The organism is Vibrio sp. 10N.247.311.51, from assembly GCF_041467855.1.
Lineage (GTDB): Bacteria > Pseudomonadota > Gammaproteobacteria > Enterobacterales > Vibrionaceae > Vibrio > Vibrio coralliirubri.
In genome coordinates this window covers 60,891-74,887 of the sequence record NZ_JBFSVK010000016.1, presented here as the reverse complement: position 1 = coordinate 74,887, position 13,997 = coordinate 60,891, and the positions used below count along the sequence as shown (strand labels likewise).

17 protein-coding genes are annotated in these 13,997 nt (G+C 45.1%); 2 read left to right on the top strand and 15 right to left on the bottom strand.

Annotated elements, in window-relative coordinates; all coding sequences use genetic code 11:
• The first annotated feature begins 77 nt into the window (after nucleotides 1-77).
• Nucleotides 78-506 (top strand): HIT domain-containing protein, encoded by a 429-nt coding sequence (locus tag AB6E85_RS15295; RefSeq protein ID WP_048610423.1) that lies wholly within the window; start codon nucleotides 78-80, stop codon nucleotides 504-506.
• A gap of 133 nt (nucleotides 507-639) precedes the next feature.
• On the opposite strand, the gene AB6E85_RS15290 is transcribed toward AB6E85_RS15295, so the two are convergent.
• From AB6E85_RS15290 to AB6E85_RS15270, 5 genes are all read right to left on the bottom strand, one after another.
• On the bottom strand, nucleotides 640-870 hold the full coding sequence (locus tag AB6E85_RS15290; protein WP_017061938.1) for a FeoC-like transcriptional regulator: 231 nt from the start codon (nucleotides 868-870) through the stop codon (nucleotides 640-642).
• Nucleotides 867-3,140, bottom strand: a complete 2,274-nt coding sequence (gene feoB / locus AB6E85_RS15285; RefSeq protein WP_048610421.1) for a Fe(2+) transporter permease subunit FeoB — start codon at nucleotides 3,138-3,140, stop codon at nucleotides 867-869. The genes AB6E85_RS15290 and feoB overlap by 4 nt, the downstream gene beginning before the upstream one ends.
• Nucleotides 3,141-3,362: a FeoA family protein gene (locus AB6E85_RS15280; RefSeq protein ID WP_004734203.1), complete on the bottom strand. Its 222-nt coding sequence runs from the start codon at nucleotides 3,360-3,362 to the stop codon at nucleotides 3,141-3,143.
• A 636-nt stretch (nucleotides 3,363-3,998) separates the two neighbouring features.
• A complete protein-coding gene (locus AB6E85_RS15275; RefSeq protein ID WP_017058875.1) occupies nucleotides 3,999-4,493 on the bottom strand; it encodes a DUF2780 domain-containing protein in 495 nt (164 codons plus the stop codon).
• Between the two features lie 134 nt (nucleotides 4,494-4,627).
• The gene (locus tag AB6E85_RS15270) at nucleotides 4,628-5,248 is read right to left on the bottom strand and encodes an FKBP-type peptidyl-prolyl cis-trans isomerase (protein WP_008220519.1); all 621 of its coding nucleotides are present in this window, start codon (nucleotides 5,246-5,248) and stop codon (nucleotides 4,628-4,630) included.
• 213 nt (nucleotides 5,249-5,461) lie between these two features.
• Between AB6E85_RS15270 and AB6E85_RS15265 the strand changes: the two genes are divergently transcribed.
• Nucleotides 5,462-6,046, top strand: a complete 585-nt coding sequence (locus AB6E85_RS15265) for a LysM-like peptidoglycan-binding domain-containing protein (protein ID WP_048605967.1) — start codon at nucleotides 5,462-5,464, stop codon at nucleotides 6,044-6,046.
• 59 nt (nucleotides 6,047-6,105) lie between these two features.
• Here the strand turns inward: AB6E85_RS15265 and AB6E85_RS15260 are convergent, their stop codons facing one another.
• From AB6E85_RS15260 to AB6E85_RS15215, 10 genes are all read right to left on the bottom strand, one after another.
• A complete protein-coding gene (locus AB6E85_RS15260) occupies nucleotides 6,106-6,954 on the bottom strand; it encodes a DMT family transporter (protein WP_333010885.1) in 849 nt (282 codons plus the stop codon).
• Nucleotides 6,954-7,406, bottom strand: a complete 453-nt coding sequence (locus AB6E85_RS15255; protein ID WP_248402438.1) for a GNAT family N-acetyltransferase — start codon at nucleotides 7,404-7,406, stop codon at nucleotides 6,954-6,956. Before AB6E85_RS15255 ends, AB6E85_RS15260 begins: the two co-directional genes overlap by 1 nt.
• 57 nt (nucleotides 7,407-7,463) lie before the next feature.
• Complete coding sequence (locus tag AB6E85_RS15250; RefSeq protein WP_048605962.1) at nucleotides 7,464-8,030, bottom strand: Crp/Fnr family transcriptional regulator; 567 nt, start codon at nucleotides 8,028-8,030, stop codon at nucleotides 7,464-7,466.
• Nucleotides 8,031-8,101: 71 nt separating this feature from the next.
• Nucleotides 8,102-9,856: a lysophospholipid acyltransferase family protein gene (locus tag AB6E85_RS15245; RefSeq protein ID WP_333010889.1), complete on the bottom strand. Its 1,755-nt coding sequence runs from the start codon at nucleotides 9,854-9,856 to the stop codon at nucleotides 8,102-8,104.
• Between the two features lie 12 nt (nucleotides 9,857-9,868).
• A complete protein-coding gene (locus AB6E85_RS15240) occupies nucleotides 9,869-10,312 on the bottom strand; it encodes a hypothetical protein (RefSeq protein WP_017096575.1) in 444 nt (147 codons plus the stop codon).
• Between the two features lie 10 nt (nucleotides 10,313-10,322).
• Entirely contained in the window at nucleotides 10,323-10,760 is a 438-nt protein-coding gene (locus AB6E85_RS15235) for a YHS domain-containing (seleno)protein (protein ID WP_248402442.1), read from the bottom strand.
• A gap of 12 nt (nucleotides 10,761-10,772) precedes the next feature.
• The gene (locus AB6E85_RS15230) at nucleotides 10,773-11,522 is read right to left on the bottom strand and encodes an NRDE family protein (RefSeq protein ID WP_122082847.1); all 750 of its coding nucleotides are present in this window, start codon (nucleotides 11,520-11,522) and stop codon (nucleotides 10,773-10,775) included.
• 2 nt (nucleotides 11,523-11,524) lie between these two features.
• Nucleotides 11,525-12,067 carry a hypothetical protein gene (locus tag AB6E85_RS15225; protein WP_048618622.1) on the bottom strand — a complete coding sequence of 181 codons (543 nt, stop codon included), beginning with the start codon at nucleotides 12,065-12,067 and terminating at the stop codon, nucleotides 11,525-11,527.
• Between the two features lie 19 nt (nucleotides 12,068-12,086).
• Nucleotides 12,087-13,220, bottom strand: coding sequence for an ATP-grasp domain-containing protein (locus tag AB6E85_RS15220; RefSeq protein ID WP_248402443.1), 1,134 nt, complete (start codon nucleotides 13,218-13,220; stop codon nucleotides 12,087-12,089).
• Nucleotides 13,217-13,804, bottom strand: a complete 588-nt coding sequence (locus AB6E85_RS15215; RefSeq protein ID WP_193842473.1) for a DedA family protein — start codon at nucleotides 13,802-13,804, stop codon at nucleotides 13,217-13,219. The genes AB6E85_RS15220 and AB6E85_RS15215 overlap by 4 nt, the downstream gene beginning before the upstream one ends.
• Nucleotides 13,805-13,997 lie beyond the last annotated feature (193 nt).

The window sequence follows — 13,997 nt, the reverse complement described above, 5'->3', positions numbered from 1 at the left end:
GCTTATTGAGAACGTAAGCCCTAGCCACATTCAAACTCCGCCCTTATACTCATGTAAAACAATTAATTGGAAAGATCATGAGCTTCGAACTTCACCCGCAACTTGCGAAAGACACCACACTTATCGGCGAATTTCCACTGAGCTTAGCCCTGCTACACAAAGATAACGCAGTGCCTTGGGTTATCTTGGTACCAAAACGTGCCAACCTAAAAGAGTTGCACCACTTACCAATGAAAGAGCAACAGCAGTTCCTGCATGAATCTCAGGCGGTAAGCCAAGCACTAGAAGCCACGTTCCAACCAGACAAATTGAACCTTGGTGCGCTGGGTAACATGGTGCCACAACTGCACATTCACCATATTGCACGCTTTAAAGACGACATTGCTTGGCCTGGCCCAGTATGGGGAAATACCAAAGGTGAACAGCGCAATGAAGAAGATCAAGCTGCTATCCTGACTCGTATCCAAAACGTTCTGTCACTGAGCTCTATCTTCAAGAAAGCATAATTCGACTTGATTTCGTTGAGCTTAAAAGCAAAACACTTCAGAAAAGACACATAACAAAAAGCCGCTCATCTTAGATAAGCGGCCTTGTCATTTTCTAATCTCGCCTTTTTCAACGAGAGTTTGAAGATCTGAACTACATCATCACGTTAAGCGACAAACCATCTTGCTTGCTGATGGTGTAGCGAATACGCGTTGTATGACCATGCTTATTCGTATCGACCAAGCGAGAAACTTTCCCTTTCTTGACCCACACACTCAGCATCGCATCGACGCCATCTTCACTCATGCCAAACTTTGCAGCGAGCTCTTTACGAGCCGCAACGCCGTGGCTATCAATGTATTGATGAAGTTCAGTTAAAATCATACTACTTGCACCTCTAGTGCTTTCTGCTTACTACCCACTTTTTTGAAGACGCGATACGTCACCACAAAACCACCAGCAATCGCCACCATCCATACTGCACTTGTCACAGGATGCGCAGCAAAGTTTGCCGCTTGGTAGTAGAAAGTCGCACCAAAGTAACCAAGAGCCATCGTCCAAACCGCGATGAAGCGTGCAAACGTCTGACCAAATTCACGAACATAAGCACCCATCGCGGCCACACAAGGCGTGTAAAGCAGGATAAGAATCAAGTAAGCGAACGCCGCATGACCAGATACAAACTTGTCTTTCAAGTTACCAAAGATAGAGGTATCGACTTCTTGGTCAGCTGCTACAGAATTAGAATCAGACAAGTCGCCAACTTCAATACCTAATGGATCTGAGTAGCTCAAACCGGCTAGGTTTTCAGGGATTGTCATTACCGCTTCTTGCAGGCTTGCTGCTAAGTCAAACTCAGCCGCTTCTTCATCAGAAGGCGTTGTGTATAGGCTATTTAATGTACCTACAACAGCTTCTTTAGCGAAAATACCTGTGATGATACCAACCGTTGCAGGCCAGTTCTCTTCAGTAATACCAATTGGTTGGAATACAGGTGTTACAACCTGAGCCGCTTTAGACAGTACTGAGTTTTCGCTGTCTTCGTTACCAAAGCTACCGTCCATACCTAGAGAGTTTAGGAAGCTTAGAATAGCCACAACCATCACGATTGTTTTACCTGCACCAAGTACGAAACGCTTCAGCTTCTGCCAAGTTTTTAGCATTACGTTTTGCACTGTCGGCAATTCGTAATCTGGCATTTCCATCACTAAGCTATCGCTACTACCTGGGTAGATCGTGTTTTTCAGGAAAAGGCCCGTAAACACAGAAGCAACGATACCCATGATGTACAGAGCGAATACTACGTTTTGTCCTGCACCAGGGAAGAACGCCGCTGCGAACAGTGCGTATACCGGCAAACGAGCACCACATGACATAAACGGCGCCATTGATGCTGCCAGTTTACGTTCGCGCTCTTGGTCAAGAGTACGAGTTGCCATGATTGAAGGCACGTTACAACCAAAGCCCAGTACAAGTGGGACAAATGCTTTACCCGGTAAACCAATCTTCTGCATCACTTTATCAAGTACGAATGCAGCACGAGCCATATAGCCTGAGCTTTCTAGTACCGCTAAGAATAGATAAAGCGCAGCGATAACAGGAATAAAGGTCGCAACTGTTTGGATACCACCGCCAATACCATCAGCAAGTACAGTGACTAACCAAACTGGTAAATGGCCATCTAATAAGTGGTGTCCACCATCAACTAATATTGCCCCAACACCAATATCGAAGAAATCGATAAACGCACTACCGATATTGATAGAGAACATGAACATTAGGTACATGATGACGAAGAAGAAAGGAATACCGACCCATTTGTTCAAAATGAATTGGTCTGCTTTCTCTGTAAAGTTACGGCTTAGTTTGCCTTCGCTGCGACGAACACGTTTACAAAGGTCATGTAAGAAAGTGTATTTAGCGTCAGCAACAGCAAGGTCAATATCGAAATCGGCACCAAGACGCACGCTATCAATTTGAGTGCGAGTTTGTGGAGCCAGTCCATTCAATACCAAGTAATCATTTTCTAAAGCACGAATCGCGAGCGCTCGGTGAGATACGTCAGCATCATCAAATTGTGACTCAACAGAAGGGATAAGAGCTTCTAACGCGGCATCGTAATCAATTAAGATAGGGTCAAGGCTCACACCTTGAACAAGCAGTTTATGCAGACGCTCTTTAAAGCGAACCACTTGACCTTTGTCGTTTGCAGACAAGCTTAGAACTGGGCAACCTAGCTCTTTCTCTAGCGCTTTAAGGTTAATCACCTGACGTTCGCGCTTCAATACATCCATTTTGTTCAACACAACGATCATTGGGCGACCCAACTCACGTAGTTGTAATGTCATGTATAAGCTTCGTTCTAGACAGCTAGCGTCGACAACATTGATGATCACATCTGCTGGGTGAGTTAAAACAGCGCGAGACGCGATAGATTCATCGATGCTGTTCGCATCATTACCACTGTCTAGTGCATAGATACCCGGTAAATCCGTTAGTTGAAACTGATCACCTGCGTGCGAGTATAAACCCGTCTTCTTTTCGACAGTAACACCAACCCAGTTACCAACGTGCTGCTTGGCACCAGTCAGTGCGTTGAACAGTGTTGTTTTACCACTATTCGGGTTACCAACGGTAAGAACTTGATAATCCATTTAGATAACCTCGATTTGTTCTGCAATGCTTTCACGAATGGCGATAGAAACACCTCTCACTTCAACTTGAAGCGGGTCACCCATCGGTGCACGGCGGATAAGCGTCACCTCGGTTTTTGGCAACATACCCATGACCATAAGTTTCTTCCTTACGTCTGGTGTTAAACCTGTTAGTGCAACAATAGAAGCCGCCTTTCCTTGCTCTAGCTGTGAGAGTTTCATAAGTACCCAATTCGTGACTGATAATGAGAAAGATTGTTATTAACGCTATGATACACATACATGCCCACAATTCTATTGTGTGAAATCAATGTTTTCGAAAATACATACTCGTAAATTTCGTTAAAAACGTTTACGTCAAAAACGTTTACGTCAAAAACGTTACTTTCAACAACTAGCGAGAACTACCTCACTAGTACAAACCCTCCCAACCAACAACAAATCATTAACTATCAATCACTTAAAATAATGTCGGTTTTCTCATAGGCATCTGTCGTTAATTTTATAAGTAAAATAAGTACCTGGACGTATAGTTACTCCATCGAAGAGAAACTACTTCTCTTTAATTTTATTCCAGAGGTGATATGGCTTTGCTATATCACTCCGGCAGCAAGCGAAGGTGTCATTGGCACCCGTGGTATAGTCCCCCCGGCTATGCCACGATATTTTTTTTCTTCCCTTTGTATTACCCCAACAACCTTTTTAAACTCCCCATTTATCTCGTATCTCGTATCTCGTATCTCGTATCTCGTATCTCGTATCTCGTATCTCGTATCTCAAATATCTTTTCTTCCACGCAAAAAAAAAGAGCACCGAAGTGCCCTTATCAAATTTTAAGCTAGCTATTAATACTAACGATTATTGCCATATAGCTGAAAGTGAATCCATCAGGCCGCTCGTTGCACCTTGTGACTGCAGTGCTTGAAGAATAATTGGCGCAAATGTTGTAACCATTGATGGATCCATACCTAATCCAGAAAATGCACTTTCAACGGCACCTTGTGAGCTTAGTAGCGATGATAGACCCGTAGACTCAAGGCTCGACATACCCGGAATTAGTGTCGCGAGTTCTTTGTTGTCGGCTGTGCCAAGTGAGTTTTGTGCAAGGGCCAACATTGAACCAATACCGCCAACTGCTTGGTCGCTGGTAACAGAAGCTTGGTCAGCTACCGTATCCACTAGTGGCGTTGTTTCGTTCTGCTGAGACCACATATTCACTGCTGCCATTAGTGCAGTTTGTGATAGTTGGGAATAGTTGGTATCTGATGATGAACTGGTTTGTTCAGAGTCGCTAGTGCTAGCGCAAGAAACAACAGCTAGGCTGCTTAAAACTGTGATGAGTACTTTCTTCATTATTCGTCCTTAAGTAATAAAGTAATTTACTCTTTCACTATAAACGAAAAACGGCGATGTAGTGACATCGCCGTTGGATTATTTCAATTTTATTTGCCTATAGTATTTTGTTTTACTAAAGGTTTTTATAAAAATTAAAGAATTGCTAGAAGTTCTACTTCAAATACTAGAGCAGCAAATGGTGGGATTGCAGCACCTGCGCCACGCTCACCGTATGCTAGATCTTGAGGGATGTATAGCTTCCACTTAGAGCCAACAGGCATCATTTGTAGAGCTTGTACCCAACCTTGAATTACGCCAGTTACTGGGAATTCAGCAGGTTGACCGCGAGATACAGAGCTGTCGAAAACAGTACCGTCAGTTAGTTCGCCGTGGTAGTGAACACGTACTTGCTTGTCTGCAGTTGGGATTTCGCCAGTACCTTCAGTTAGTACTTCGTACTGAAGACCAGACTCAAGAACCGTTACTTCTGAACGAAGAGCGTTGTCAGCTAGGAAAGCTTCGCCGTCAGCAGCAGCAGCTTTAGCTAGTTCTTGACGTGCAGCTTCACCACGAGTGTGTAGCTCTTGTAGTGCGTTGTTGATTTCGTCAACTTCGATAGCTGGCATGTCGCCAACTAGAGCTGTTGCGATACCAGCAGCGATTGCGTCAACGTTTAGGCCTTCAAGACCAGAACCAGCAAGTTGTTGGCCCATTTGTAGACCGATACCGTAGCTAGCTTTTTGCTCTACAGTTTCAAATTTTACTTCAGACATGAAAAGTCACTCTTTTTGTCAGTACGAAAAGGGTAAGAATACCAGTATTAGCAGCGTGAAGAAACGGCTAGTCCCTGATCACTTGCGCTTTACCGTGCCCAAATCACAGCCATGTCAATTTTCTCGCTTTGGGCCTTGTTGTGACGGAAAGATCTATACTGTTGGTACTTTGGTTTTTATACTGTAGTTATTCAATGTATAGGACGCAGTGGTATGAATCGTCGTCAAAAGAAAAAACAGAAAGTTGACCACTTAGCAGAATTCAAGGATCGACTGAATCAGGTCAAAGAGAAATTGAGTTCGATCGATGTGAAGAAAATGAAAACCTCGACAGCGCAAACTTGGGGTTCATTGCCGAAGTTACACCAAAGACTGTTGATGGTGATTTCTCCGATCGTACTGATATTACTTTTTGTGCCACTACCAGAACCTAAAGTAGACACAGCTCCAACAACATCGCGCGTTGAGCTTGAAATAAACACCGTCGGCTTAAGCGAACAGCAAAATGCCAAGAGCAGTTCATCAGAACCGAGTAACAAAAATTGGCAGGAGTACCTTGTTAAGCAAGGGGATACGTTAGCGCAGGTTTTTCGAAACAACGATTTGCCATTGTCTGACTTGAATGCGTTAGTGCGTATTGAAGGTGCAGATAAGCCACTTAGTCAGATTCGTAAAGGCCAGCTGGTTCGTTTCAAACTTGCTGAAACTGGGCAGTTGGACATTCTTCAGCTAGAGAAAGGCGACACTTCGGTGATGTTCTTCCGCTTATCCGATGGTGGCTTTGGTCGCAGTAAGTAGATGAATAGTGAGCCTGAGTTAAAGCGCTTCACCAGACACAGATAAACGATAGAAAAGAGCTAAGCATTAGCTCTTTTTTTTGGTCGCTTGAAAGGGGCGAGTGGCAAGATGATAAGCATGATTCCGATAAAGGTTAATGTATCCGGAATCTCATCGAACCATATTGCACCTATTAGCGCGACAAACACCAATCCTGAATACTCAGCCAAGGCAACTTGGCTAGAGTGTGCTTTTTGATAGGCAGCAACCGCAAGGCCGTTGTAGCTTAAGATTAGCGTCGCACTTAATGCTATGTATCCCAAATGCTCCACAGATACCGGCTGCCAGTATAAGAAGCACAGTACTAATGAGGCTGGAATAGAGAATAAGGTTGTCCACCACAGCGTAGTGACCACCGTTTGCTCACTAGGAAGCTTTCTTACCAATACATTGAATAGTGCGAGGGTGAGTGCTGTCCCCAAAGCAAACAGTGCTGCCCAATGAAATTGTGATGGCCTCAAAACAATCAATGCGCCAATAAAACCTATGGTTGTGGCGATAACCTTTCCGAGTGCCGGTTGCTCTTTCAATAGCAACATTGAGAGCGGCAACATCAGTAAAGGCGCGACATAAAATACTGCGTTGGCGGTTGCTAAAGACAAGTGAGTGATCGCGACCACCATACATCCACTGCCGATCAGAATTAACTGACCTCGAATGAAGGTTACCTTAGCCTGCTGTAAGCGTCGTTGTTCTTTTTTCTGCTGAAGCCACAAAGGGGTGATGATGAGCAGAGATATCAACTGTCGGAAAAAAATATACTGCAAGGGCGGTACTTCGCCATTTAACAGCTTTACCGCTACGTCGGAAAGTGAGGCAAACAAGTTACCTGCAACCAACAATAGAATACCGGCAGTGATATTCGTCATTATTTTTCTAATCTCATGTCTATATGAGGAATGTCATCTTCGAGGTACATAGCCGAGATGGTCTTGAAGCCGTGGCTCGCATAGAAGTTTTCTAGGTGTTGCTGCGCGCCAATATCAATGGCCGTATTTGGCCAAAGAGCCTCGCAGCGTGTTAATGCTTCTTTGATTAATTGATGTCCCAAGCCATCACCTCTTGCTGATTGCTTGGTTGCGACTCGGCCGATGCTGGTGTTGTCGTAAGAGGTACCTGGTGGTAATAAACGTGCACACGCTACCAACTCTTCATCAGAATAGCCAAGCAGGTGCTCAACACCTGCGAGTGTATCTTTACCGTCGAGTTCTGGATAAGGACAAGTTTGCTCCACCACAAATACATCGACTCTTAATTTAAGTAGTTGATAAAGCTGTTGTGTTGAGAGTTCAGAAAAGGGAATTGAGTGCCAAGTGATCATGTTTACATCCAGAGATTATCGATGCTCTGAATGTACTATGCGCGATGATTGTTGGCATTAACTATTGTTAATTCGACCTTTAATTCTGCTCAGGCTGATTGCGGTTATTCCTAGGTAGGCTGCAATTTGATTGTCATTCAAGCGCTGCTCAAGGTCGGGATAGTGCTCGCAGAACAGCTGATAGCGTTGCTCTGGTGTATAGAGCAGCATGAAGCGTTCTTTGTTTTCCTTATGCATCAGTTGTGTTTCTAACAGCTTTAAATACAAAGGATTATTTGATGCACGCCACTCGATAACCGCATTCATTGGCAGCTCTAACATGGTGATGGGAGTCAGCGTTTCTAATAGGTAAGGGGACGCTTGGCTTTTTATCAGACTCTCAAAGCCGATGATCCAATCTTGTTCCCAATAGAACTCTTTGCTGTATTGCTTACCGTCATTGGTCAAGTAGCAGGCGTGGCACAAGCCTTCAAGTACAAAGTAGATTGAACTCGCCATCTCACCTTGATTGATCAAGATGTGTCTTGTTGGCAGTTCAAGTGGCTTGGCGACAGCAACTAGAGATTCAATCTGGCTTTCTGAGAAGTCGAAGCTTTGTAGTTGTTCGATAAAAGAGGTGTGCATGAAAATAACCTAACCCAAATAAGTGTCGAAATCATCGCACTTATTTGAGTGTAGGTACAGAGTAGGCGAAATCAGCGTTGAGCATGTTGCTCTAGATAGTCTTGAGCAAGCTCTCTGCCCATGTATTTACCCAGAGTCTTCAGTGGTACCTTTTTAAGGTTCACCACAATCAAGCCATCCAAGGCATCATTAAATGATGGGTCGACATTAAAACACACCAGTTTACCGTTCATCCCTAGATATTGGCGCAGCAGCACCGGCAGGCCTTTACCTTGCTCCATGCGTGCTAACACTTTAGAGAGCAGAGGCACACTCGCCAGTGAAGAGAGCAGGTGATTCTGCCAGAACACATGACTGCTGGTATTGAGTGGTGATGAAGGTGAAACCAAATTCGCCTTTTCCTCGTCGTAGTGATGGATTGATAAGGTGGTCGCGATCAACAGACGCGCATTGTGGCTGTAATCATTACTGATACTGACAGGGCCGAACAGATGGGTGTATTGAGGGTGACGAGACACAAAGGTCGCGATGCCTTTCCACAATAGTAACAGTGAGTTCAGGCTCTTTTGGTAAGGCTTACTTACCACTGATCGCCCAAGCTCAATGCTGTTTTCTAGAGTATCAATGAATTCTTGGTTGTAGTTAAACAGGCTACGAGAGTAGAGCTGATCAAGCCCGTGCTCAGCGATGAGTTTGTCGACCATACCGAGTCGATACGCGCCAACCAGTTCTGCCTTGGTTTTATTCCACACAAACAGTTGATGGTAGTAAAGGTCATACTCATCTAAATCACAGGCCAGCCCGCTGCCTTCGCCGACTTCTCTAAAGCTTTCTTCTCTTACTCGACCAATCTCGCGCATCAAGTTAGGAATAGATTGGCTAGGCGTGCAGTAGACCTCGAAGTCGCCTTGTTCGAGTAGCTTCATCTCTTCAGGAAGTGAGCCTATCTCTATTGCCAATACATCTGGTGATATTGGCGCTATCACTTGGGTATCGAAAGAGGGCGCGTGGATGGGCGTGCTCGGGCTGTCTTGTTGACTCATTAGGTAGGTATTGAGTCGTAGATAGTTGACGATATCCATCTCTTTTTCAAACGATTTGATCTCTGAATATGGAATCGAAGAGCCAATCGAGATAGAGATAGTCGTTGACTGTTTATTAAGAAGTTCACGGCCGAGTAGAGCGGTTCTTAATAGTGGATGAACCCGTCCTGCTTGGTAGAAAAGCTCGCTGTTTTTACCATTAATAAAGATAGGAACAGTGGTGGCTTGATGACGTTTTACGAATTTCGCTACCGACTTGCTCCACTCGATGTCTGTCAGTGTTTTTGCCCCTTTACGGTAGCTCGATACTTCACCTGCTGGGAATACAACCAATAGCCCACCATCAGCCAAATGACGATTGGCATCTCGAATAGCTTTGGCATTGGTGCGTTTCGATTCTTTACTGTTAAAGACATCGACACCGATGAAAAGATCATCCAGTTCAGGCAGGCGTTTAAGTAGTTCATTCGCCAGCACCTTCACATCCTTCCTTACGGATCCTACGAGATCGGCAAGGATCACACCTTCAATAGCACCAAGTGGATGGTTAGCCACAATCACCACTGGCCCTTCTTCCGGGATATTCTCTGTGGTGCCAGATGAAACCGAGTAGTCGATATTGAGCGCTGACAGGGTGTGATGCATGAATTCAAAGCTAGATAACTCGTTTGGTCGATCTTGATAGAGTCGGTCTAGCTTAGATAGCCCAGTTGCCCACTCGACAACAGACTCACCTAAACCAAAAGGCGTGTAACGTGGTAAACGAAAAGGACTATCAATCATAATGAAGCTACCTTATTGACTAAAGTTGTTTAGGAAACCGTCTTGATTCTTGAAATCTTTCACACTTAAAAACGCACCGCATAACCAGACTAGGCATGCCATGCCAAACAATAATCCGCCGTCGTAACCGACAATTTCACCCGCTGCATTGAACTCAGGCATCTGAATACCGAGCGGTGTAAACAGGTGGAAAAATATCGCGCCGCTCATGATCCCCACGCTCATGATGGCACCCAAACCATGCCAACGGGTGAACAGCAAAATGGCTGCAATTAGTTCAGCGAATCCAATCAAGTAACCGCCAAACGAGCCGAACCAACTGAGCCCTGACCATGTCGCGAGCGTGCCAAAGATATGCTCTGTCTCGTATGAGCCGGTGAACTTAAAGAACAACGACTGAATAAACACAAACGCGATAAATGCCGCAGGGATATGTTTGGCTGGAGTGAATGTCATCGTTATTCCCTTACTTAATCAGTTGCGGCCAAACTTTATCGGCTTGTTGGATATGCTGTGCTTGGTCTTGTTCCCAGCGCTGCTTAATCTCTTGGTCGTAGTTGAGGTAAAGCTTGTTATCAACAATCGTCCATTGATGTGGGTCACCCGGTGCAAAGTCACTCTTCGCTGATACTGCCCAAGCGCAATAGCCACCATATTGAGGGGCATATTTTTCAGGATTATTAACAAATAAAGTCAGATTCTTTTCAGAAGAGAAATACCAATCCGCTCCTTTGTACTCAGTGCTGAATTTTTTACTGCCTTCAATGGGCTTACCGGAAGTGAAATACGCGACGGTATCGTAGCCATCGAGCGCCTTACTGCTAAAGAAACCAGTGTAGATTTCATCGGCAGCAAATACGTACGGGCTAACAAGTAGCATGACCATGGTGATTAGTTTTCTCATGATGGACTCCATCTATAGATTGATTGCGGGTGATAAATCAAAGGTAAAGCGCTGCTGATTTATCTGGCATGGTTTTATGGGTTCGCATGGTGAGCCGGGTGCATAAAACATAGAGGCTTGGCCATGCAGATTACGTAAGTGTGTAAAGCTCACTGTATGTGCGTCTTCGCGATGCATACAGGTTGCTAAATGAGGTTGTTCGTTGTGATGGTGAGAGTGAAACTTAAGTAAGTTCTGTTGATTCTTACCTGTTGCCATAAGCTGATCGTATTTTGCTTGTCTGTAAGCTTGCACTCGCTCTAAATCAACACCGGATGAGAACAGTGGAGAATCTGTGTCGACTATTTGCTGTTGAATACCATCCCACATGTAGGCGATAACCAGACCATTGTGTTGGGTTAGATTGGGCGCGAAAGCCAGTAAGGTAAATGGGGCAAAAGAGTGTAGGTCTAGCTTGTGAAATGCTTCAGAGAGCTGACTGATATTACGACTCGATGATAGATTTTTAAGTAGCAAACCGCGGCTTACTAAAGGCCCAACAGGTACTGAGCCTTGATAGTTATTGAGTAGGCACAGCGAAAGCCCGAACTCATTAATACTTATCCAGCTACCGCCGCCAGTTGGGTCGAGTGGCATAATGATATCGACACCGTTGACTCGATATTGTCTGGGTGGCATTGCCAGTGCTCGTGTTTTTTGTTCATCACGATTAAAAAAGACCTGATAACCATTCTCTTCAAGCAGCCAAGATACTGAACACATGATTATTGCTCCCTCAGATAGCTGTTGGTGGTTGGGGCATAACCAAAGGTGTTGCAGGTCTCGACGTCTAGGAAGGTGGTGATCACCTTGATCATCGCGTAATGATGATTGGCATGCAGTGCGGCAAAGGTGACCTCTCTTTCGAGCGTTGAAGGCAGGCTTGCGAACACTTGAGCGTCCATCGAAACTTCGGTTTGGATCATGATAGGCGCTTCGAGATCTCGACGGTCTAATCGTTCAAGCCAGTTGATCACATAGTGGATCTCTTTGACTGCAATAGAGCGGTCGTATTCGACGGGATGACCACGACGACGAGTGTTGTAATCAACGGTCTCATCCTCTTTTAAAATCAAGGCGTGAAAAAGATCCAGTGTGTGACGAGTATGTTCACCGATAGAGCTTGTAACGTGTGGCTTTGCTCGTGTTAGGTAATCGCTGTCAGAAATCGCTAACAAAAACTCTAGACCCTGATTCAATATCTCTACCGCTCCCTTGATGCTAGGAGAGAAAGAAGTAAGGGCGCTCGGTTGGGCTATGGGGTTCATTCATGATCCTCGTGCAAAGTTAGTCGGTAGTCGGATATTGTTGAACAAGACGTCGCTCTTCTTGCCACGCCGCAAATAAGCTCTTGAAAGGAGGGGATTGGTGACCTCGTTGTTTTTGCTGAGCGCCAATATCAAAAAGAATGCGGTATTGCAGGAGTAGCGTAGAAAATATCTCTCGTAATGGGGTGTCGCGATCCCAGATATGTCCAGCCTCACTGCTTGCGCCATTGACCTCAAGAATCGTGAAATCCTCACCGTTCATTAGGCTGTACATGTCTTTAAACTTGACGTCGAGTCGACCAAAGTGAAAGCCATCGAAGTCGTCGAATATCTCATCTAAGCGTTCGGTTAAAGCCTGAGTGATGTATTGATTACCATCTCGGAAGATACAACCACGGCTATGGCTGCCTGCAAACGCGAGTTGGAACTCTTCGTCCTCTGCGAGCACTTGATCCAATTTATCTTCATGCCTTGGTAGATACAGGTGACTAAGCTGCCCAGCACGCGGGCTATTTTCAATTAACTGTTTAAGTGTCGACTTGCCATCACCCATCACCATTGGCGCATATTTGAGTGTGATCGAGATGATCTCACCTTGCTTTTTGTTTGGGTAACGAACGTAGAAAACACCCGCTTCGGCTTGATAAGGCGCCTTTTTCTGCAGTAGAAAGCGAGCATTATTTGGGAAAGATTCAACATACTGCTCAAGTTGATCTTGTGTGTTGATCAGCTTAACACCAACACCTCGACAGCCAAGATCCGGCTTTGCCACGATTGGGAAATCAAGATCCGATTGTATGAGTGCGCTGCGTGCATCTTCGGCTTGTTTTTTACTGCTGAGATCCGTTTTGGTTAGGGTAATAAACGGGGAGATCCAACGCTGACTTGAAGATCCGGCAAGGCTCAATATCTCATGTTTTGATTCGCCTACCATGCCACTTAACTTAATGCTTGGATTGGCGATGAGCGGAAGTGCCCAGTCAAAGTGCCGTAACCCTTGCATCAGGCTTTGAATGACCACTGGCGTGTAGAAGAACCAAGTCGGAAGAAACTCATAAGGAGAGACACTGCGCACGGTATCTTTTTCAAGCAGAGGCATACCTGCATTAATTTGATGTGCGGGAATGATGCGAATATCTTGCGGTGAACTCATGATAGCCCTCTAGAGTAGGTTTTATTCATTAATCGATTGCCGATAAACAGCAAAACGATGGCACACGGAATGACGATCCATTGATATTCAGAGGCTTGCAGCCACGCTGATGTCCCTAAATAGTAGATGGCAGAGAAGACAATGCCAGTCCAGAGCGCAGTTGCGCTGATGACGGCAAATAAGAAAGTAGGCAGTGGGATGGCGAAAAAGCCACTCAGGGTAAAACCAACGGTGCGTAGCCCAGGAATAAAGCGGATAACAAAAAGGCTGCTGAATGCGTTTTGGCGTAATTTGGTACGAAGCGAACGAAAGTACTTATTGGTGAGGGCTTTATATCGAACGCCTCGGAAGTAACGTCCTGATTTTCCAAGGTAGTAGAGGCCCAAGTCACCTGTGGCAATACCGATGAAAATGGCAAGCAGCGCATATTGAGGAGGAATGAGCCCTTGAGTGGCTAAACCGGCAGCGGTAACAATCGCAAGATCTTCAAGCAGGTAAGAAAGCGCGATAATGCCAAGCATCAGCCATAGCAGCGACTCCTCCCCTGAATGTAACCATGCTTGAATGCTCTCGACCGTGCTCATCAAATGTCCTTTTCTATCCTATAGATGAATGGCTTAATGACCATTCATTGAGTGTAGTAAATTAAATAGACACGAGGAGCAGAGAAAAACTTACAGACAATTAGCGCTTTTTTGTGCTGATTGAATGCAATGAGTGGTTTGAGGTATGCGGTTTCGGTGCAGCATCAGAGGATGTTAAAGGGTTAGAAACGTA